This window comes from Bradyrhizobium sp. Rc3b, assembly GCF_900114915.1.
GTDB lineage: Bacteria > Pseudomonadota > Alphaproteobacteria > Rhizobiales > Xanthobacteraceae > Bradyrhizobium.
Map to the genome: position 1 here is coordinate 363,703 of NZ_FOUS01000006.1, position 18,985 is coordinate 382,687.

General features: G+C 65.2%; 14 protein-coding genes. 7 read left to right on the forward strand and 7 right to left on the reverse strand.

All coding sequences use genetic code 11. The features are described 5' to 3' along the window. Positions 1-2: 2 nt before the first annotated feature. Complete coding sequence (locus BM190_RS16640) at positions 3-548, reverse strand: sigma-70 family RNA polymerase sigma factor (RefSeq protein WP_092256690.1); 546 nt, start codon at positions 546-548, stop codon at positions 3-5. A 291-nt stretch (positions 549-839) separates the two neighbouring features. Here BM190_RS16640 and BM190_RS16645 point away from each other — a divergent pair, with 291 nt between their 5' ends. The 5 genes from BM190_RS16645 (at position 840) to BM190_RS16665 (ending at position 5,649) form a co-directional block, all read left to right on the forward strand. Continuing rightward, complete coding sequence (locus tag BM190_RS16645) at positions 840-1,520, forward strand: hypothetical protein (protein WP_092256694.1); 681 nt, start codon at positions 840-842, stop codon at positions 1,518-1,520. A 134-nt stretch (positions 1,521-1,654) separates the two neighbouring features. Beyond that, positions 1,655-2,434, forward strand: a complete 780-nt coding sequence (locus tag BM190_RS16650; RefSeq protein ID WP_092256698.1) for an enoyl-CoA hydratase — start codon at positions 1,655-1,657, stop codon at positions 2,432-2,434. 188 nt (positions 2,435-2,622) lie between these two features. After that, on the forward strand, positions 2,623-4,053 hold the full coding sequence (locus tag BM190_RS16655; RefSeq protein ID WP_092256701.1) for a TolC family outer membrane protein: 1,431 nt from the start codon (positions 2,623-2,625) through the stop codon (positions 4,051-4,053). Positions 4,054-4,077: 24 nt separating this feature from the next. Next, entirely contained in the window at positions 4,078-4,635 is a 558-nt protein-coding gene (locus tag BM190_RS16660) for a P-loop NTPase family protein (protein WP_092256703.1), read from the forward strand. A 51-nt stretch (positions 4,636-4,686) separates the two neighbouring features. Further along, positions 4,687-5,649, forward strand: coding sequence for an amidohydrolase family protein (locus BM190_RS16665; RefSeq protein ID WP_092256706.1), 963 nt, complete (start codon positions 4,687-4,689; stop codon positions 5,647-5,649). 3 nt (positions 5,650-5,652) lie between these two features. On the opposite strand, the gene BM190_RS16670 is transcribed toward BM190_RS16665, so the two are convergent. From BM190_RS16670 to BM190_RS16680, 3 genes are all read right to left on the reverse strand, one after another. Further along, on the reverse strand, positions 5,653-8,769 hold the full coding sequence (locus tag BM190_RS16670; protein ID WP_092256709.1) for an efflux RND transporter permease subunit: 3,117 nt from the start codon (positions 8,767-8,769) through the stop codon (positions 5,653-5,655). A 38-nt stretch (positions 8,770-8,807) separates the two neighbouring features. Further along, entirely contained in the window at positions 8,808-10,052 is a 1,245-nt protein-coding gene (locus tag BM190_RS16675; protein WP_092256713.1) for an efflux RND transporter periplasmic adaptor subunit, read from the reverse strand. 145 nt (positions 10,053-10,197) lie between these two features. Then, entirely contained in the window at positions 10,198-11,598 is a 1,401-nt protein-coding gene (locus tag BM190_RS16680; protein WP_092256716.1) for a CoA transferase, read from the reverse strand. Positions 11,599-11,651: 53 nt separating this feature from the next. Here BM190_RS16680 and BM190_RS16685 point away from each other — a divergent pair, with 53 nt between their 5' ends. Further along, on the forward strand, positions 11,652-11,939 hold the full coding sequence (locus BM190_RS16685; RefSeq protein WP_092256720.1) for a hypothetical protein: 288 nt from the start codon (positions 11,652-11,654) through the stop codon (positions 11,937-11,939). Positions 11,940-12,175: 236 nt separating this feature from the next. Beyond that, entirely contained in the window at positions 12,176-12,946 is a 771-nt protein-coding gene (locus BM190_RS16690; RefSeq protein ID WP_092256723.1) for an SDR family NAD(P)-dependent oxidoreductase, read from the forward strand. Positions 12,947-13,274: 328 nt separating this feature from the next. Here BM190_RS16690 and BM190_RS16695 read toward each other — a convergent pair whose 3' ends face one another. Genes BM190_RS16695 through BM190_RS16705 form a run of 3 tightly spaced genes read right to left on the reverse strand, consistent with a single transcriptional unit; the run spans position 13,275 to position 18,926 of the window. Then, entirely contained in the window at positions 13,275-16,649 is a 3,375-nt protein-coding gene (locus tag BM190_RS16695) for an error-prone DNA polymerase (RefSeq protein ID WP_092256726.1), read from the reverse strand. Next, the gene (locus tag BM190_RS16700) at positions 16,646-18,241 is read right to left on the reverse strand and encodes a Y-family DNA polymerase (protein WP_177237109.1); all 1,596 of its coding nucleotides are present in this window, start codon (positions 18,239-18,241) and stop codon (positions 16,646-16,648) included. Before BM190_RS16700 ends, BM190_RS16695 begins: the two co-directional genes overlap by 4 nt. Beyond that, positions 18,138-18,926, reverse strand: a complete 789-nt coding sequence (locus tag BM190_RS16705) for an ImuA family protein (protein ID WP_092256729.1) — start codon at positions 18,924-18,926, stop codon at positions 18,138-18,140. The genes BM190_RS16700 and BM190_RS16705 overlap by 104 nt, the downstream gene beginning before the upstream one ends. Positions 18,927-18,985: the final 59 nt, after the last annotated feature.

Here is an 18,985-nt window from a genome sequence, read left to right on the forward strand (position 1 = left end):
GACTACTGATCCCGCAGTTTGGTCGTCAGCGCCGCAAGTCCGCGATGCAGCGCGACCCGCACGGCACCCTCGCTCATCGAAAACTTCGCCGCCGTATCCTTGATCGAGGCGCTCTCGACCGCGATCGACTGCAGCACGTCGCGCTGGCGCTGCGGCAGGGTGTTGAGCTGGGCCGCGACCTCGCCCGCGGAGGCCGTTTCCTCGGGCGCCTCGCCCGGCAGGGTTTCGGCGAAATCGTCGATATTGACGAAGACGCGCCTGCCGCGCCGGCGCAGCGCGTCGATCAGCTTGTTGCGGCCGATGGCAAACAGCCAGGGCGCGAAGGGGGCTTCGCTGTCCCAAGTGTGCCGCTTCAGATGCACCGCCAACAGAATCTCCTGCACGATATCCTCGGCCTGGTCGGGAGGCTGGCCTGCCCGTGCCAGGCCTCGCCTCGCGGCAGCACGCAGCACCGGCGTGACCGCCCTCAACAGGCGATGATAGGCCGCATCATCGCCAGCCATGGCCGACCGCATCAGGCCGGTCCATTCGTCCTCACGTCCGCGCACGCGCGCCCCTCACCATGCAATTCGGCCGTCCGTTCAATTTGTTACGCGGGTCCGACGAGATCACGAATTCGTGATATGCCCCGGACACCGCGACCGATCCGGCCGTAAACGTCTGCGACGGCTCATAACACCGATCGGCCCGTCCCGCACCCGGCGGCTGGCTTCATGGGGTCCGGTCTGCCCCGGTTTTGCCCGGTGTAGCCCGAAGATTCCCATTTTCTGCCCCGCTGTCGTCACGCCCCGGGGTCTCTGTTCGTTTCCGGGACGGGCGGAATTGGGGAGATCATCACCATGATGAAAGCCAGCGGGCGCGCGGCCCTGATCGTTCTGGCCGGCCTATTGTTGCTGTTCGGAGGCCTTGCACAGGCGGCCCCAAGCTCAACCACAAGCAATTCGGACAGCGCGGGCAAGCAGGCCGACGCGGCCAAGCCGAGCAAGCACCGGCGCCATGAGTCACGCCGCACCACCACCAGCGGCAAGACAGCACAGAAATCCGACGACAAGACCGCCGCTCCGGCCCAGGCCGACGAGGCCAAGTCTGACAACAAGGCGGCCGACAACACGGCCGATAGTAGCGTCCCGGCCTCGAGCCAGATGCCGCCGGCGGTCGCCAACGCCAATGCGCAGGTCGCCACAACCGACACCCCGACTGCGGCAGCGGCCTCGGCGATGACGGACCGCGCCAACACCAATGTCCAGGCAGCGGCCGATAATACCAATGCCGCGAACGCCGAGAGCCAGGTCGTCGCGCCCGATCAGCTCAACGACATCGACCGCGCTGCGCAACAGGACAACCCGCCGGCGCAGAAGGCGGTGATTGCCGCAACCGAGGCCCAGCCCCGGCCGGCACCGGTGATGGCAAGCGCCCAGCAAAGCTCTGCCTGGGACCAGAGCTCCCTGATCGGCAAGATCTTCATCGGCGTCGGCACGCTGCTGACGCTGGCGTCCGCCGCGCGCATGTTCATGGCGTGATTGCGGGCCCGATCCTGGCCTGAGAAACCTCCCCGGAACGCGCATCTCGCTGCGTGTTCCGGCGGCCGTTAGCCCCTTGAAGCTCACCGCGCCAGCGGGCACATTGCCTGCCCAATCAAAAGCGTGGGTGGAGCATGAGCACGTTCGAACACATCATCGTCGAAAGCAAAGGCGCGGTCGGCATCATCAAGCTGAATCGGCCGAAGCTGCTCAACGCGCTTTCCTTCGGCGTCTTCCGCGAGGTCGCAGCTGCCGTCGACGATCTCGAGGCCGATGACGCCATCGGCTGCATCGTCGTGACCGGCAGCGAGAAGGCCTTTGCCGCCGGCGCCGACATCAAGGAGATGCAGCCGAAAGGCTTCATCGACATGTTCTCCGAGGATTTCGCCGCGATCGGCGGCGACCGGATCGCGCGTTGCCGCAAGCCGACGGTTGCCGCGGTTGCCGGTTATGCGCTCGGCGGCGGCTGCGAGCTCGCCATGATGTGCGATTTCATCATCGCCGCCGACACCGCAAAGTTCGGCCAGCCCGAGATCACGCTCGGCACCATTCCCGGCATCGGAGGTACCCAGCGTCTGACGCGCGCGATCGGCAAGTCCAAGGCGATGGACCTCTGCCTCACCGGCCGCATGATGGATGCGGCGGAAGCCGAGCGAAGCGGGCTCGTCAGCCGCATCGTGCCCGCTGACAAGCTGATGGACGAAGTGATGGCGGCGGCCGAGAAGATCGCCGCGATGTCGCGCCCTGCGGCTGCGATGGCCAAGGAAGCGGTGAACCGCGCCTTCGAGACCACGCTCGCCGAGGGCATGAGCGTCGAGCGCAACCTGTTCCACTCGACCTTCGCGCTGGAGGACCGCTCCGAGGGCATGGCGGCGTTCATCGAGAAGCGCAAGCCGGTGAACAAGAACCGGTAACGTCAGGGAACGGGTCAGGCTGGTGTAAGGCTCGGCCGCGTTCCCGTGAAACCCTGTGACGAAGCTGCAACAAGCACGGATTTCATGGGGGTTTCGCCCGCGGCAGTTTGCCTGCGGGACCTCGGCTGGTTAAACAGTTAAGAGGCCACCGTCGGCGGGGGCGGACAGCCGAGGTTGAGCGGGAATACATGATTGGGCGTACCGCCAGAGCTGGTCGCGAGTTGACGCGGCATCGATCGGGCGTGGGTCCTGTACTTGCGACATGGACCACGCTGGCGCTGTGTTGCGCCCTGCCCTCCGCCGCCTGGGCCGAAGCCCTGCCGGAGGCGCTCGCCAAGGCCTACCAGACCAATCCACAGCTCAATGCCGAACGTGCGCGACAACGCGCCACGGACGAGAACGTGCCGCAGGCCCTCGCCGGTTACCGGCCGCAGATCGTGGCGAGCCTCAGCGCCGGCCTGCAATCGGTGCGCAATCTGCTGCCCGACAACACGATCCAGACCGGCAATTTGAAGCCATGGGTCATCGGCGTCACCGTGACGCAGACCCTGTTCAATGGCTTCCGCACCGCCAACAACGTGCGGGCCGCCGAGCTCCAGGTGCAGTCGGGCCGGGAGGCACTGCGCAATGTCGGCCAGGGCGTGTTGCTCGACGCGGTCACCGCCTACACCAACGTGCTCGCCAACCAGTCGCTGGTCGAGGCGCAGCGTTCCAACGTCGCCTTCCTGCGCGAGACGCTCTCGGTCACCCAGCGACGCCTCAACGCCGGCGATGTCACGCCGACCGACAGCGCGCAGGCCGAAGCGCGCCTCAACCGCGGCCTTGCCGATCTCAACGCCGCCGAAGTCGCGCTTGCCGTCAGCCAGGCGACCTATGCGCAAGTGATCGGCAATGCGCCGTCGCAGCTTCGCCCCGCCGAGGCCGTCGATCGCTATCTGCCGAAGAGCCGCGAAGACGCCATGACGATGGCAATCCGCCAGCACCCGGCGGTGATGGCCGCCAGCTTCGACGTCGATGTCGCCTCCACAAACATCCGCATCGCCGAAGGCTCATTGCTGCCGAGCGCCACCATCCAGGGCAGCGCCAGCAAGAGCCGCAACAATGACCCGACGCTCGGCACCTTCGCCGAGGACCAGGCCTCGATCGTCGCCAATGTCACCGCGCCGATCTACGACGGCGGCCAGGCCGCGGCGCAGACCCGGCAGGCCAAGGAGATCACGGCGCAGAGCCGGCTCGTGCTCGATCAGGTCCGCAACCAGGCCCGCACGGCGGCAGTGAGCGCCTGGGTCGCCAATGAAGGCGCCAAGATCACCGTGTCGGCCTCGGAATCCGAAGTGAAGGCCGCGACCGTCGCGCTCCAGGGCGTGCAGCGCGAGGCCGCCGGCGGACAGCGCACCACGGTGGACGTGCTGAACTCACAGGCCGATCTGATCCAGGCCAAGGCCCGCCTGATCGGCGCCAACCGCGATCGCGTCATCGCCTCCTACACGCTGCTCAGCGCCATCGGCCATCTCGACGTCAAGACGCTGAGCCTGAACACGCCGGATTATCTGCCCGAGGTTCACTACCACCAGGTCCGCGACGCCTGGCACGGGCTGCGCACGCCGTCGGGGCAGTAGTTTCAATCTATCGGGCCGGTGCCCATGAAAAGCCGCCGCATCCATCTGACGGGCGCTTCGGGCTCCGGGGTGACGACGCTCGGCCGGGCGCTCGCCGGCCGACTTGCGCTGCCGCATCACGATAGCGACGACTATTTCTGGCTGCCGACCGCGCCGCCCTACCAGACGACGCGCCCGGCCGCGGATCGGCTACGCCTGATGCGCGAGATGTTCCTACCGCGGCACGACTGGGTCTTGAGCGGAACCGCCACCGGCTGGGGCGACGAACTTGTCGCGTATTTCGACCTCGTGGTCTTCGTGGTCACGCCCCGCGAACTACGGTTGACGCGGTTGCGCGCCCGCGAGGCCGCGCATTTCGGTGCTGATGCCGTCGCACCGGGCGGCTGGCGTCATGAGCAGACCGAAGCCTTCGTCGAATGGGCTTCGCATTACGAGGCCGGTGACCGCGAAGGTCGCAGTCTCGCCAAACATGAAGCATGGCTCGCGGGCCTGCCCTGCCCGGTCGTGCGCGTGGACGGCTCACGTCTGCTTGCGGACATCGTCGAGCAGCTATGCAACGAAGCGCAGCTTCGATTCGGCTGATGTGGTACCGTCCCGGCACACTGCCAAATAAAACAACCAGGGAGAGAAACCGTGCTCAATCGACGCAGCGTCCTGCTTGCCTCCCTCGCCGCCGGAGTAGCCATGACCAACAGAGCCCACGCCCGCGCGGCGCAGCCTGCGACGCCGGTCAATTTCGACGTCCCCGCGCATGCCTGCGACTGCCACACTCACATTCATGGCGACGTCGAGAAGTTTCCGTTCTTCGCCGGGCGCGTCTACACGCCCGAGCCGGCAAGCCCCGAAGAAATGGCTGCACTGCACAAGGCGCTGCATATCGAGCGCGTGGTGATCGTCACCCCCAGCGTCTACGGCACCGACAATTCGTCGACCTTGTTCGGCATGAAGGCACGCGGCGCCAATGCGCGCGGCGTCGCCGTGATCGACGACAAGACCACCGAGGCACAGCTCGATGCGATGCAGGCGGACGGTTTCCGCGGCATGCGCCTCAATCTCGCAACCGGCGGCGTCAACGATCCCAATGTCGGCAGGTCACGCTTCACCACCGCCATCGAGCGCATGAAGGCGCGCGGCTGGCACGTGCAGCTCTACACCACGCTTCCTATGATCTCGGCGATCAAGGACCTCGTCGAGACGGCGCCGGTACCTGTCGTGTTCGACCATTTCGGCGGGCTGGAAGCTTCGCTCGGCCTGGAGCAGCCGGGTTTCTCCGATCTCGCTGCGCTGGTGAAGTCCGGCAAGGCCTATGTGAAGATCTCCGGCGCCTATCGCTCGTCCAAGCTCGCGCCGGATTATCAGGACATGGTGCCGTTCGCGCAGGCGCTGATCGCGGCCAACCCGGATCGCGTCGTCTGGGGCACCGACTGGCCGCATCCGGATTCGAGCCGTGTCGAGGGACGCAAAGCCACCGACATCGCGCCGCTCTATCAGATCGACGACGGCCGCCTGCTCAACCAGCTTCCGGTGTGGGCACCGGATGCCGACGTGCGCAAGAAGATCCTGGTCGACAACCCGGCACGACTCTACGGATTTTGACGGTCAGCGCGCGCGGCGCGAGAAGAACGAGATCAGGACCGGCAGGGTCACGAGGATCACGACCGGCGCCAGCATCATGCCGGTGACGACGACGACCGCGAGCGGCTTCTGCACCTGCGAGCCGATGCCCTCGGACAGCGCTGCCGGCAGCAGCCCGACGCCGGCGACGACGCAGGTCATCAGCACCGGCCGGAGCTGCAACTCACCGGTGCGCACCACCGCGCTCGCGCGGTCCATGCCCTCTTCGATGAGCTGGTTGAACTGCGACAGAATGATGATGCCGTCCATCACGGCGATGCCGAACAGCGCGATGAACCCGATCGCCGCGGAGACGCTGAACGCAGTGCCGGTAATCAACAGGCCCAGCACGCCGCCGAAGATCGCCATCGGGATCACGCTCATCGCGAGCAGCGTGTCGGTCATCGAGCCGAAATTGAACCAGAGCAGCACGCCGATCAGCGCCAGCGAGATCGGCACCACGATCGACAACCGCCGGATCGCGTCCTGGAGATTGCCGAACTCGCCGACCCAGTCCATGTGCGAACCGGGCGGCAGCTGCACCTGCTCGGCAATCTTCTGCTGGGCCTCGCGGATCGCACTGCCGAGGTCGCGCTCGCGCACCGAGAACTTGATCGGCAGATAGCGCTCCTGCTGCTCGCGATAGATGTAGGCCGCGCCCGAGACGAGGCTGATGGTGGCGACCTCGCTCAGGGGAATCTGCGTGACGGTGCCGTTCGGCCCGGGTGCGCCGATGCGCAAATTCTGGATCGCCTCGGCACTGCGGCGGTATTCCGGCGCGAGGCGGACGATGATCGGGAAGTGGCGATCGGAGCCGGACTCGTAGAGATCGCCCGCCGTGTCGCCGCCGATCGCGACCTTGATGGTGGCGTTGATGTCGCCCGGCGCAAGGCCGTAGCGCGCGGCCTTGGCGCGGTCGATGTCGATCTGGACGGTCGGCTGCCCGAGCGAGGTGAACACCGCAAGATCGGTGACGCCCTGCACCGTGGCCAGCACCGACTTGATCTTGTTGGCGGTGTCGGTGAGCGCCTGAAGGTCGCTGCCGAACAGCTTGATCGAATTTTCGCCCTTCACGCCGGAGACGGCTTCGGAAACGTTGTCCTGGAGATATTGCGAGAAGTTGAACTCGACGCCGGGGAAGCGATCGTCGAGCTGCTTGAGCAGTTGCGCGGTCAGCTCTTCCTTGTCGCGGGTGCCGGGCCATTGGCTGATCGGCTTGAGCGGCGCGAAGAACTCGGCGTTGAAGAAGCCGGCTGCGTCCGTGCCGTCGTCGGGACGGCCGTGCTGCGACACGACGGACTCGACCTCGGGCCGGGCGCGGATCACCTTGCGCATCTCGTTGACGTAGCTGTTGCCTTCCTGGAGCGAGATGGTCGGCGGCAGCGTGGCGCGAATCCAGAGATTGCCCTCTTCCAGCTTCGGCAGGAATTCGAGGCCGAGCAGCCGGCTGAGCGCCACCGTCATCAGCACGAGGCCGACCGCACCGCCGAGCACGATGTTGCGGTTGGCGACCGCCCATCGCAGCAACGGCGAGTACAACCGGTGCAGGATCCGCATCACCCTGGTCTCGGTTTCCTCGACATGCGCGGGCAGGATGATCGCGGACAGCGCCGGCGTGACGGTGAAGGTCGCAAGCAGCCCGCCGGCCAGCGCATAGGCGTAGGTGCGAGCCATCGGCCCGAAGATGTTGCCCTCGACGCCGGACAGCGTGAACAGCGGCAGGAAGGCCGCGATGATGATCGCCGCGGCGAAGAAGATCGAGCGCGAGACGTCGGCGGCCGCGCTGAGGATGGCGTGGCTCTTCATGCCGAACAGCGTCTCATGGGACATATGCTCGGTCTCGGACATCGGCGTCGTCTGGGTCAGACGGCGGAAGATCGCCTCCACCATGATGACGGTGGCATCGACGATCAGACCGAAATCGATCGCGCCGACCGAGAGCAAATTGGCCGATTCCCCGCGCAGCACCAGGATGATGACGGCGAAGAACAGCGCGAACGGAATGGTGGCGCCGACGATCAGCGCGCTGCGCAGATCGCCGAGGAAGATCCACTGCAGCAGCACGATCAAGAGAATGCCGACCACCATATTGTGCAGCACGGTGTGGGTGGTGAGCTCGATCAGATCGCCGCGGTCGTAGATGCGCTCGATGCGCACGCCGGGCGGCAGGATGCTGGAATTGTTGATCTGCTGAACGAGCTGATGGACCCGCTTGATGGTCGGCGAGCTCTGCTCGCCGCGGCGCATCAGGACGATGCCCTGCACGATGTCGTCGGACTCGTCGAGTCCGGCAATGCCGAGGCGCGGCTTCTGACCGACGGTGACGGTGGCGACGTCCTTGACCAGCACCGGATTGCCGCCGGTCTGCGCCACCATGGTATTGGCGAGATCGTCGATCGAGCGGATCAGGCCGACGCCGCGCACCACGGCCGATTGCTGGCCGATATTGACGGTGTTGCCGCCGACATTGACGTTGGAATTGCCGACCGCCTGGAGCAATTGCGGCAGCGTCAGACCGTTGGCGACCAGCTTGTTGAAGTCGACCTGGAGCTCATAGGTCTTGCTCTTGCCGCCCCATCCCGTGACGTCGATGACGCCCGGCACGGCGCGGAAGCGGCGCTGCAGGATCCAGTCCTGGATGGTCTTGAGATCGAGCACGCTGTAGTTCGGCGGACCCACGAGACGGTAGCGGAAGATCTCGCCGATCGGGCTGAGCGGCGAGATCTGCGGCTGCACGTTGCCCGGCAGCGGCGCCAGCTGCGCCAGGCGGTTCAGCACCTGCTGCAACGCCTCTTCGTAAGTATAGGCGAAGGAGAATTGGATTTTGACGTCGGAGAGACCATAGAGCGAGATGGTGCGGATGGTCGTGATGTTCTTCAGGCCTGCGACCTGGGTCTCGATCGGGATCGTGATATAGCGCTCGATCTCCTCCGCCGACAGCCCCGGGCTCTGCGTCACGATGTCGACCATCGGCGGGGTCGGATCGGGATAGGCCTCGATGTTGAGCTGGTTGAAGGCGATGACGCCGCCGATCAGCACGGCGACGAACATCCCGACCATCAGGAAGCGCCGGTTGACGGCAAGGGCGACGAGACGATCCATTCAAGCTTCAGTTTGTCTGCAATTTTTTGGGTCGTCGATCAGCTGCCGGACGCCGCGCGGTCGATGAACAGGCTGCCTTTGGTGACGATCTGCTCGCCGGGTTTCAGATTGCTGGTGACCTCGACGAGGTTGCCGTTGATGAGGCCGATCTTGATCTGGCGCAGCTCGACCGACTTGTCCTCGCGCGCGACCCAGATGCGGACCTTGTCGGCTTCATAGATCAACGCCTGCTTCGGCACAGCGGGCGCGGCGCGATCGCCGGCCGAATAGATCGTGACGTTGGCGAACATCTCGGGCTTGAGCAGCCCGTCCTTGTTGTCGATGGTGGCGCGAACCTGCAGGCGGCGGGTGTTGGGGTCGATCGCGGCAGCGACGTAATTGATCTTGGCGCTCAAGGGGCGGCCCGGCAGCGCCATCACGTTGACCGTGATGTCCTGCCCGATGCAGATCGCGGCCGCATCGCTCTCACGCACGAAGGCGGTGAGCCAGACCGTGGAGAGATCGCCGACCACGAAGACCGGATCGCTGGCGCCGGAATTGACGTACTGGCCGGGGCCGATCTTGCGCTGCACGACCGTGCCGGAGATCGGCGAATAGATCGTGACTTCCCGATTGATCACGCCCTTGTCCTGGAACGCCTTGATGGTCTCGTCGGTGAAGCCGAGGATGCGCAGCTTGTTGCGCGCGGCTTCCAGCGCAGTCTCCGACGAGCGCATGTCGTTGCGCGCCTGAACCTGGGTCGCTTCGGCCTGCTGATAATCCTTCAGCGGAATGGCATGGCCCTCATAGAGGTCCTTGGCGCGCTTGAACTGGATGTCGGAGAGCTCGAGCGCCGACTTCGCCTTGTTCTGCGAGGTCATCGCCGCGATGAAATCGTTCTGGGCCTGCACGGTGTCGGCGGCCTCGATCGTGAACAGCGGTTGGCCCTGCTTCAGCATCTCACCCGGCTTGGCCAGCAGCTTGGTGACGCGGCCGGCATAGGGCGAGAACACCGGTGTCGAGCGGTCCTCGTCGACGGCGACCTTGCCTTCGGTGACATATTCGGCGCGGAAGGCCTTGGCCTTGACCGGCTCGATCGTCAGCGTCGCCCATTCCGACGGCGTCGGCGTGAAATTCTGCGCATTCCTGCGCGACTGGCTGGAGATCTCGGAGTGCTTCTTTTCTTTGGCGCCGACGTAGCGAAAGCCGTAGGCCCCAACGCCGGCAAGAGCTAGTAAAACTACGGATGTGATCACCCGTTGTTTCGTAAACACCTGCAATCGCTTGGTATTTTCAACTACCATGGAGCCCGGTCGTGTCTGCGACGATCTCGGCAGATGCCTGCCTTATCGGTTGCGCTAATAGTGCCGAATTGCAATTCCAAACAACCTAAAAAACGCTGCGCGCCTTTCGGTTTGCGTTAAAATTTCGCGACATGTCAGCTTCACGTCAGCTTCGCGACGGCCACTGTGCCGGATGACTGCCGAGCGGCATTGCCGGGCGGCTCCATTGCGCCGGCGTCTTCGACAGCATCGCCGCATGGCGCACCGCCTTCAACATGCCGAAGCCAGATGGCATGCTCTCGATGAACGCAGTATGTACGGCTTCGCCCGTAAGATCCGGGGTATGCAGGCCGCCATCGAGCCGGCGGAGATCCCAAAGCCAGCGCCCGGTCTGCGCCAGCGACACACGCAGGTGCCAGCTGCCGCCTTCGCGCGCCTGACGCGCCTTGGCCATCATCGCACCGAACGCCATCAGATAGCCGGTGGCGTGATCGAGCATCTGTGCCGGCAATTCCTTGGGACCATCGAGACCGGCAGCACGTCCCTCGGCATGATTGAATCCGGTCGTGGTCTGCACGAGGGAATCGAAGCCGCGCCGCTCGGCCCAGGGGCCGGCGTGGCCATAGGCCGACAGCGTCACATAGACGATGCCCGGATTGATCTGCGCTGCATCCTCGGGAGCGAAGCCGAGGGCGGCGAGCGCGCGCGGGCGATAGCCCTGCGAGAAGATGTCGGCGTTCCGCAACAGTTCGCGCATTTGCGCCCTGCCCGTCTCGCCCTTCAACTCGACGAACGTGGTGAGCTTGCCGCGGCCGGTGTCGATGGTGAGCCAGGGAATGGCGGGCAGCTCCGGCCCTGACACCAGCAGCACGTCCGCACCATGCGCAGCGAGCGTGCGGCCGGCGACGGGGCCTGCGACGACGCGGGAGAGATCAAGCACGCGCAGGCCTGACAGCGGACGATCGCCTTTTGGCCACGGCTTTGGCGGGGCATCGCCGATCTTCTCGATCGAGAGCAGCGGCAACCCGGCGAGCGCGCGCGCCTGCGGCAGAGCCGACCATTCGTCGTAGCTCCGCATCAGAGCGACCACGCCGCCCGCGGCGTATGCCGCAGTCTCGAAATCCTCGCCCTTCCATTGCATCAGCGCGGCCTGCACCTTGTCGCGCTCCGCCTCGCAGCCGAGCACCTTGCAGACGGCGTCGCGGTGATGCGGGAAATTGGTGTGGCAGCGAACGAAGCGGCCATCGCCGCTCCTGTAGACGCCGGCGATGGCGTCCCAGGCCGGCGGTGGCGGCTTGTCGTCGAGGCGCAGATAGCGCTCGGAGCGACATTCGGCGACGGCGTGGCGCATGTCGACGGAGACGTTTTGGGTTTCGCCGCTGCGTTGTCTCCATATCTCGGCCGCTGCAAGGCCCGCCGCAGCAATCGTGGTTTGGCCGGCAACAGCAACACGAAAGGAGGATGGAATCTGCGGCTCCTCTCCGGTCAAGCGCACACGTTCGAGCGCGGACGCATCGCCGCCGGCGGAGGTCCAGATATCCCTGAGAATGTCGGCGGGGCTTTGCATGACCCTTCTCTCCCTTTAGCTTTCAACATCCTATTAGCATATAAGGACATGCAATGGCCGCCATCGATCCTCTCACCGCAGGTGCCGTGTTCATCGCAACGGCGGCCACAGACGCGGTCTATGTGATGTTCACCTCGGCTGTAATCGCGCGCAAGCGCATGTCAGCTGCGAACTGGAGCGCGGTCTGGTACATGCTCTCCTCCTACGCCGTGATCAGCTACACCGAAAACGCGTTCTATGTCGCTTTCGCGGCGATCGGCTCCTGGGCCGGCGCCTACGCCTCGCTGACCTTCCTGCACCGCCCGCCCGGCGGCCCGCCGGTGGGCGCGTCGCCGGAGTGAGGACGTAAAGTGGTGGCATGTCCTCCAATGCTAATCCCGTCATCCTGAGGTGCGAGGCCTGCGATGCATCGCAAGTCGAGCCTCGAAGGAGGCACGGCCGAGTTGGCAGCCGGGCTGTCGCCCTTCGAGGCCTCCGCTACGCTCCGGCACCTCAGGGTGACGGTCGAACAATGGGATTTGCGGCGATGCCGCGCACGCGACTACACTCTCACGACCAACAAAAAGGAAACCCAACAATGGATCTCGGTCTCAAAGGCAAGAACGCCATCGTGCTCGGTGGCACGCGCGGCATCGGGCGGGCGATTGCGGAGACGCTCGCCGGGGAAGGCACCAATGTCGCGGTGTGCGCGCGCAATGCCGATCAGGTCGCGACCACCGTTGCCGAGCTGAAGGCGGAGGGCGTCAACGCCACCGGCGGCCCGGTCGACGTGACTGACGGCGCGGCGCTGAAATCCTGGATCGAAGGTGCCGCAAAAGAGCTCGGCGGCATCGACATGCTGTTCTCCAATGCCGGCGCGATGGCGCAGGGCCACGATGCAGCATCCTGGCAGCAGAATTTCCAGCTCGACCTGCTCGGCGCCGTGCATGCCTTCGATGCCGCGCGGCCGTTCCTCGAAACGAGCGGCGAGAGAAGCGGCGACGCCGCCTTCGTCATCATCTCCTCGATCTCGGCGGCGCAGGCGGACACGGCCAGCTCCTACGGCCCGATCAAGGCGGCGCTGATCCACATGGCCAAGGGACTGGCGCGGCAATATGCGAAGAAGAAGATTCGCGTGAATGTGGTGTCGCCCGGCACCGTCTATTTCAAGGGCGGGGTCTGGGAGATGGTCGAGAAGAACATGCCCGAGCGTTACAACGACGCGATGAAGCGCAATCCGACCGGCCGGATGGCAACGCCGCAGGAAATCGCGAGCGCCGCGGTGTTTCTGGCAAGCCCGGTGTCGGGGTTTACGACGGGGTCCAATCTCGTCGTGGACGGCGCGATCTCGAACCGGGTGAATTTTTAGAAGGGCACACTGTCATCGCCCGACTTGATCGGGCGATCCAGTATTCCAGAGACGGCGCGGCTAGAGCCGAGAAGCCGCGGCGTACTGGATACCCCGCTTTCACGGCGTATGACGGCTGAGCGTGTGGCACGCTACTTCAACAAATTCGTCATTGCGAGCGGGAAACTCGTAGGGTGGGCAAAGCGACTTGTCCGCCGTAGCTCGAAGAGCGAAGGCGGAAGCGTGCCCACGTCTTCGCGACGAGCCGCAAAAGGAGGTGGGCACGGCGCTTAGGCGCGCCTTTGCCCACCCTACGGCAGCCGTACGTGGCAGCACTCCGCGCCACCCCTCAATGAAAATCCCGCGATGGCGGCAGGATGCGGACGTTGCGGGGGTGGCGGTGTTTTTGCGCCGGCATGTCCGTGAGCGCGCGGGAGTCTTCGTTAAGCGGCTCGACCACGGTGGCACCTGCCGGCACCGGATGCTTGCGGCTCAGGGCGTCGTTGGCGAGGCCGACCAGATCGTGCGAGCGATCGATCATGCGCTGGGCGATGAGATGCGTCACCTTCTCGGGACTGCTCTGGATATAGCCTTCGACCAGGATGAGGCGCGCGCCCATCACCTCTTTCCGGTACTGCTCCATGATCTTGGGCCACACCACGACATTGGCGATGCCGGTTTCGTCCTCCAGCGTCATGAACACGACGCCGCTGGCGCTGCCCGGCCGTTGCCGCACCAGCACCACGCCGGCGCAGCGGACGCGCCGGCGCTCGTTCGCGTGGCTGACATCCTTGCAGGCGACGACGCGCTCGCGCGAAAACATCTCGCGCAAGAATTCCATCGGGTGCCCCTTCAGCGATAGCCGGATGGTCTGGTAGTCCGCGACCACCTGCTCGGAACGCGGCATCACCGGCAGCGGTTGCGCGTGCTCGTCCGGTTGCTCGCGCGCGGTTGCGGCCTCGAACAGCGGCAGCGGCACGTCGTCGGGCAGCCGCCGCACCTGCCACAGCGCCTCGCGACGGTCGAGCCCGAGCGAGCGAAACGCGTCGGCATCGGCCAGCAGGATCAGCGCACGCTTGGGCAGGCCGGTGTCGCGGGCAAAATCCTCCAGCGAGGTGAAGGGGCGGCGGTTGCGGGCGGCGATGATGCGGTCGGCCCAGTCCTCCTGAGTGACGTAGACTTTGCCTTGCCGCTTCGCCTGCTCCTTCTTGAGGACCTCCTCATCGGAATCGAGCCAATGGAAGCCGTCGATCTGGCGAAAGCCAAGGCGGACGGCACAATACCTGCCGTCAGTATTCTCCAGCGTGTTCTGCGCAAAACTATAGGACACGTCGATATCGCGCACCTCGACGCCGTTCTTGCGGGCGTCGCTGACGATCTGTGCCGGCGCATAAAAGCCCATCGGCTGCGAGTTCAGGAGGCCACAGCAGAAGGCGTCGGGGTGATGATATTTCAGCCATGACGAGATGTAGACCAGCTGGGCGAAGCTCGCGGCGTGGCTCTCCGGGAAGCCGTAGGAGCCAAAGCCCTTGATCTGGTCAAAGCAGCTTCTGGCAAAATTGGCATCGTAGCCGCGCGCGACCATATTGCCGATCAGCTTCTCCTCGTATTGGCCAATGGTGCCGACATTGCGGAAGGTCGCCATCGAGCGGCGCAGGCCGTTGGCTTCCTCGGACGTGAATTTTGCCGCCTCGATCGCGATGCGCATAGCCTGCTCCTGGAAGAGAGGCACCCCCTTCGTCTTGTGCAGCACCTTGTAGAGCTCGTCCGCGGGGCCATGCTCGGGCGATGGTGAAGGATAGGTCACTTTCTCAAGCCCGTTCCGCCGCCGCAAATACGGATGTACCATGTCGCCCTGGATCGGACCCGGGCGCACGATGGCAACTTCGATGACGAGATCGTAGAAGGTCCGCGGCTTCAGGCGCGGCAGCATGTTCATCTGGGCGCGGCTCTCGACCTGGAACACGCCGAGCGATTCCCCGTCACACAGCATGTCGTAAACCTTGGGGTCGTCCTGGGGAACGCTCGCCAGCACAAAACGCTCGCCTTTGTGGTCTGCGATCAGATCAAAACATTTCCGGATGCAGGTCAGCATGCCCAGCGCGAGCACGTCGACCTTCATCATGTTGAGCGCGTCGACGTCGTCCTTGTCCCATTCGATGAAGGTGCGGTCGTCCATCGCCGCGTTGCCGATCGGGACATAGGTGTCGAGCCGGTCCTGCGTCAGCACATAGCCGCCGACGTGCTGGGACAGGTGGCGCGGAAATTCGATCAGCTCGGTCGCAAGCTCGACAGCAAGGTTGATCATGGGATTTTGTGGATCGAGCCCGGCCTGCCTGACCTGCATGTCGTTGAGACCCTTGCCCCAGCTGCCCCAGACGGTGTCGGCGAGCGCGGCAGTGACGTCCTCGGTCAGGCCCAGCGCCTTGCCGACGTCGCGGATGGCGCTGCGCGGGCGATAGTGGATGACCGTTGCGATGATCGCGGCACGATGGCGGCCGTAGCGGCGATAGACATATTGCATCACCTCCTCGCGCCGGGAATGCTCGAAATCGACGTCGATATCGGGCGGCTCCAGCCGCTCCTTGGAGATGAAGCGCTCGAACAGCAGATCGACCTTGGTCGGATCGACCGAGGTGATGCCGAGCACGTAGCACACGGCCGAATTCGCCGCCGATCCCCGCCCCTGGCACAGAATGTTCTGGCTGCGCGCGTAGTGCACGATGTCGTGCACGGTGAGGAAATAATGTGCGTATTTCAGCTCGGCGATCAGCGCGAGCTCTTTGTTCAACGTCGCGCGCAGCTTGTCGTCGATCTTACCTCCAAAATATTTATCGACGCCCGCCCAGGTCAAATCCTCCAGATGCCCTTGCGCGGTCTTGCCCGGCGGCACCGGCTCGTCCGGATACTGGTATTTGAGCTGGTCGAGCGAGAAGTCGATCTTCCCCGCAAAACGCATGGTCTCCGCGATCGCCTCGGGGATATCGCGGAACAGCCGCGCCATCTCCCTGGGCGTCTTCAGAAACCGCTCGGCATTGGCTTCCAGCTTCCGTCCGACTGCTTCGATCGTGGTCTTTTCCCGGATGCAGGTCAGCACGTCCTGAAGCGGACGGCGGCCGGGATCGTGATAAAGCACCTCGTTGGTCGCGAGCAGCGGCACTTTTGCTTCGGCGGCGAGGTCATCGAGCCGTGCCAGGCGGCGCCGGTCGTCGCCGCGATAGATCAGGCTCGCCGCGAGCCACACGCCTTCGGCGCGGCTCGCCTTTAGTTTTGCAAGCACATCCAGCGCCTGCGCCGGCTCGAAGCGATGCGGCAACGTCAGGACCAGGAGCTGGCCTTCCGAAAATTCCAGGAGATCGGCGAAAGTGAGACGGCACTCGCCCTTCTCGATCCGCGTGATGTCGTCGCCGCGCTTGCCTTTGGTCAGGAGCTGGCACAGCCGGCCATAGGCGGCGCGGTCGCGCGGGTAGACAAAAATGTCGGGCGTGCCGTCGATGAAGACGATGCGCGCACCGATCAGCAGTTTCGGCTTGTGCAACACCTTGTCATTGTCGAGCTCATTCCAGGCCCGCACCACGCCGGCGAGCGTGTTGTGGTCGGCGATTCCGATCGCGGGAATGCCGAGCTTGCTCGCCTGATGCACATAGGCTCGCGGATCCGAGCCACCGCGCAGGAAGGAGAAGTTCGTGGTGATGCCGATTTCGGCATAGGCGGGCGTATTCATGCGAAGAGACCGTGCACATACCAGCCGGGAGAAGCAGGCTCACCGTCGCCGTCGAACACCTCCCCCTCGTAAAGTCCGTCGCGAAAAATCCAGAAGCGCAGGCCCTCGGCGTCCTCGATGCGAAAGTAATCCCGCGTCAGCTGCTTGCCGTCCTGCCGCCACCATTCCATCGCGATACGCTCGGGTCCTTCCACCCTCACCACGGCATGCAGCGCGCGGCGCCAGGTGAACTGATGCGGCGGACCATCCGGCACGGCCGCGAACGGCACCTTGATCGGCTCCGGCTTGTCGAACAGCCTCAAGGGGCGCAGCGGCGGCTCGCTTTCGGTCCGTGCCGGCCATTCGGCCTGCATGGCGGCGGCGAGATGATGCTGCGCCGGCGCGGCCATCACCGCACATTCGGGGATATGGGTATCCTCAGGCAGTTGCACGACGACGCGCTTTCCGCCGATGCGCGCGGCGATGCGGTCGATCAGCGCGGCAAGCTCGTCATTGTCGTGGACATGGGCGTCGAGATCGCGCTGCTCCTGCACCACGATCTCGGTGCGGCTCGCCGACAGCCGAACCATGTCGAAGCCGAAACCGGGATCCAGCGGATCGGCGAGCGCGTCGAGGCGCTCGCGAAACAGCCGGTCGATCACCGCGCTTCGCGTCACCGGACGTCCGGTCTCGACCATGATCGCGCGCACCACGCCGTCGGTGCGGAAGAACGCGGCTTCCAGCCGGCGCGCGCCCTTGCCCTGCTTCTCCATGGAGGCAATCAGCGTGTCCGCCAGCCGCGACAGCGTCATTGCGATCATGGTGTCGGTCGCGATCGGCTCGGCGAAACGCTTCTCCACGATGTAATCAGGCAGCGGTTTGCGCGGGTTGATCGGCGCATCGCCCTGTCCTAGCGCATGCGCGAGCAGCGTGGAGAACCGCGCCCCGAACCGCGCCGTAATCTCGCTCGGCGAGCGCGCGGCGACGTCGCCGATGGTCTTGAGGCCGGCGCGACGCAGGCCGGTGGTGATGGCCTCGCCCGCACCGAGCGCGGACACCGGAAACCGGCTGATCGCCCTCGCCTCTTCGCCATCGGCAACGATGGTGCCCGTGGCCTGCCGCGTCAGCGTGCGCGCGCAGACCGAGGTGCCGGCGATGGCCGCGCTGACGGCAAAGCCTTGTCGGCCGAGCGCACGAACCAGCGCTTGCAGCAACGCAGCCTCGCCGCCGAACAGATGCGCACAGCCGGTGATGTCGAGGAACAGCCCATGCGGCGGGTCGAGCGCGACCAGCGGCGTGAAGCGGTCGCACCAGTCGGCGATGTCGCTAAGCGTCTTCGCATCGGCCGCGACATCGGCATCGAACACTTTCAGGTCCGGGCACATCGCCCGCGCATTGGCCAGCGGCTGACCGATGTACAGGCCGAGGCGCTCGGCAGCCTCGTCCAGCGCATGGATCACCAGCGCATTGTTGTCCTTGATGACGACGATGCTCGGCTCATGATTGGTTTTACCCAGCCCGGCGCTGTTGAAGAAACGCTGGATCCGGTCGATGGGCAGGCGCGGCAGCCACAGGCTGAGAATACGTCGACGGTTCACTGAACTGGCACTCATCACAATTCCATTCCATGATCCACCGGCCGCAGGGGCCATGACGATTACGCAAGAGTTCGGCATCGAAGCGCGGCGCGCCCCATGCGTCCCACACCGATCCCGGCGGCGAATGCGCCGCGCGCAGCATCCACCGTGTCTCCGCGGTCGAAGGCAGCGGCTGCGCCGCCATCCGCAGCATCAGGCCGGTGACGCCGGAGCCTTGCGCGGCCAGCGTCAGCTTGCGGCTCGCCACGAGATCGAACTGCTTGGTCTCGCCCCAGAGCTCGAGCACGACGGCGCCGAGCGCATCGCAAGCGAGCGCATCGGCCGAGGTACGCAGCGCGCTCTCGACATCGGCGGCGCGCACCATCACCACGCGGCGCGGATCGAGGCCGAGCTCGGCGAGCCCGCTCATCGACAGCGCGCCTGCCTCTATCTCCAAGAAATCCTGCCGTACCCACAGCAACGGCCGCTGCGCCGAGACGCGCCCGGCAAGCCCCATGACGAAGCCGGTCGCGGCCGTCCCCTGCCGTCCCTCACAAAACACCTCGTGAATCGCCGCGCGCGCGAGCCCGCCCTTCAGCGCGTTGTCGGCTTCGCTATGACCGAGTGCGACGCGATCGTGCGGATGCACGACCGTCGCCGTCTCGATACGCTCGATCTGGCCGCGCAAGGTCGCAAGCGCGCTTTGACGTGCGCCGCTCATGCTCGCCGCTCCTTCAGAGGTGATTGCCGATGGCTCTCAAAAAGAGAACCAGCGGCTGG

What these genes read in the sequence shown, in the direction of transcription:
- BM190_RS16645 (WP_092256694.1), top strand. Translation starts at nt 840, where the DNA reads ATGATGAAAGCCAGCGGGCGCGCGGCCCTGATCGTTCTGGCCGGCCTA.
- BM190_RS16670 (WP_092256709.1), bottom strand. Translation starts at nt 8,769, where the DNA reads ATGGATCGTCTCGTCGCCCTTGCCGTCAACCGGCGCTTCCTGATGGTC.
- BM190_RS16650 (WP_092256698.1), top strand. Translation starts at nt 1,655, where the DNA reads ATGAGCACGTTCGAACACATCATCGTCGAAAGCAAAGGCGCGGTCGGC.
- BM190_RS16690 (WP_092256723.1), top strand. Translation starts at nt 12,176, where the DNA reads ATGGATCTCGGTCTCAAAGGCAAGAACGCCATCGTGCTCGGTGGCACG.
- BM190_RS16700 (WP_177237109.1), bottom strand. Translation starts at nt 18,241, where the DNA reads ATGAGTGCCAGTTCAGTGAACCGTCGACGTATTCTCAGCCTGTGGCTG.
- BM190_RS16655 (WP_092256701.1), top strand. Translation starts at nt 2,623, where the DNA reads ATGATTGGGCGTACCGCCAGAGCTGGTCGCGAGTTGACGCGGCATCGA.
- BM190_RS16660 (WP_092256703.1), top strand. Translation starts at nt 4,078, where the DNA reads ATGAAAAGCCGCCGCATCCATCTGACGGGCGCTTCGGGCTCCGGGGTG.
- BM190_RS16705 (WP_092256729.1), bottom strand. Translation starts at nt 18,926, where the DNA reads ATGAGCGGCGCACGTCAAAGCGCGCTTGCGACCTTGCGCGGCCAGATC.
- BM190_RS16695 (WP_092256726.1), bottom strand. Translation starts at nt 16,649, where the DNA reads ATGAATACGCCCGCCTATGCCGAAATCGGCATCACCACGAACTTCTCC.
- BM190_RS16680 (WP_092256716.1), bottom strand. Translation starts at nt 11,598, where the DNA reads ATGCAAAGCCCCGCCGACATTCTCAGGGATATCTGGACCTCCGCCGGC.
- BM190_RS16685 (WP_092256720.1), top strand. Translation starts at nt 11,652, where the DNA reads ATGGCCGCCATCGATCCTCTCACCGCAGGTGCCGTGTTCATCGCAACG.
- BM190_RS16675 (WP_092256713.1), bottom strand. Translation starts at nt 10,052, where the DNA reads ATGGTAGTTGAAAATACCAAGCGATTGCAGGTGTTTACGAAACAACGG.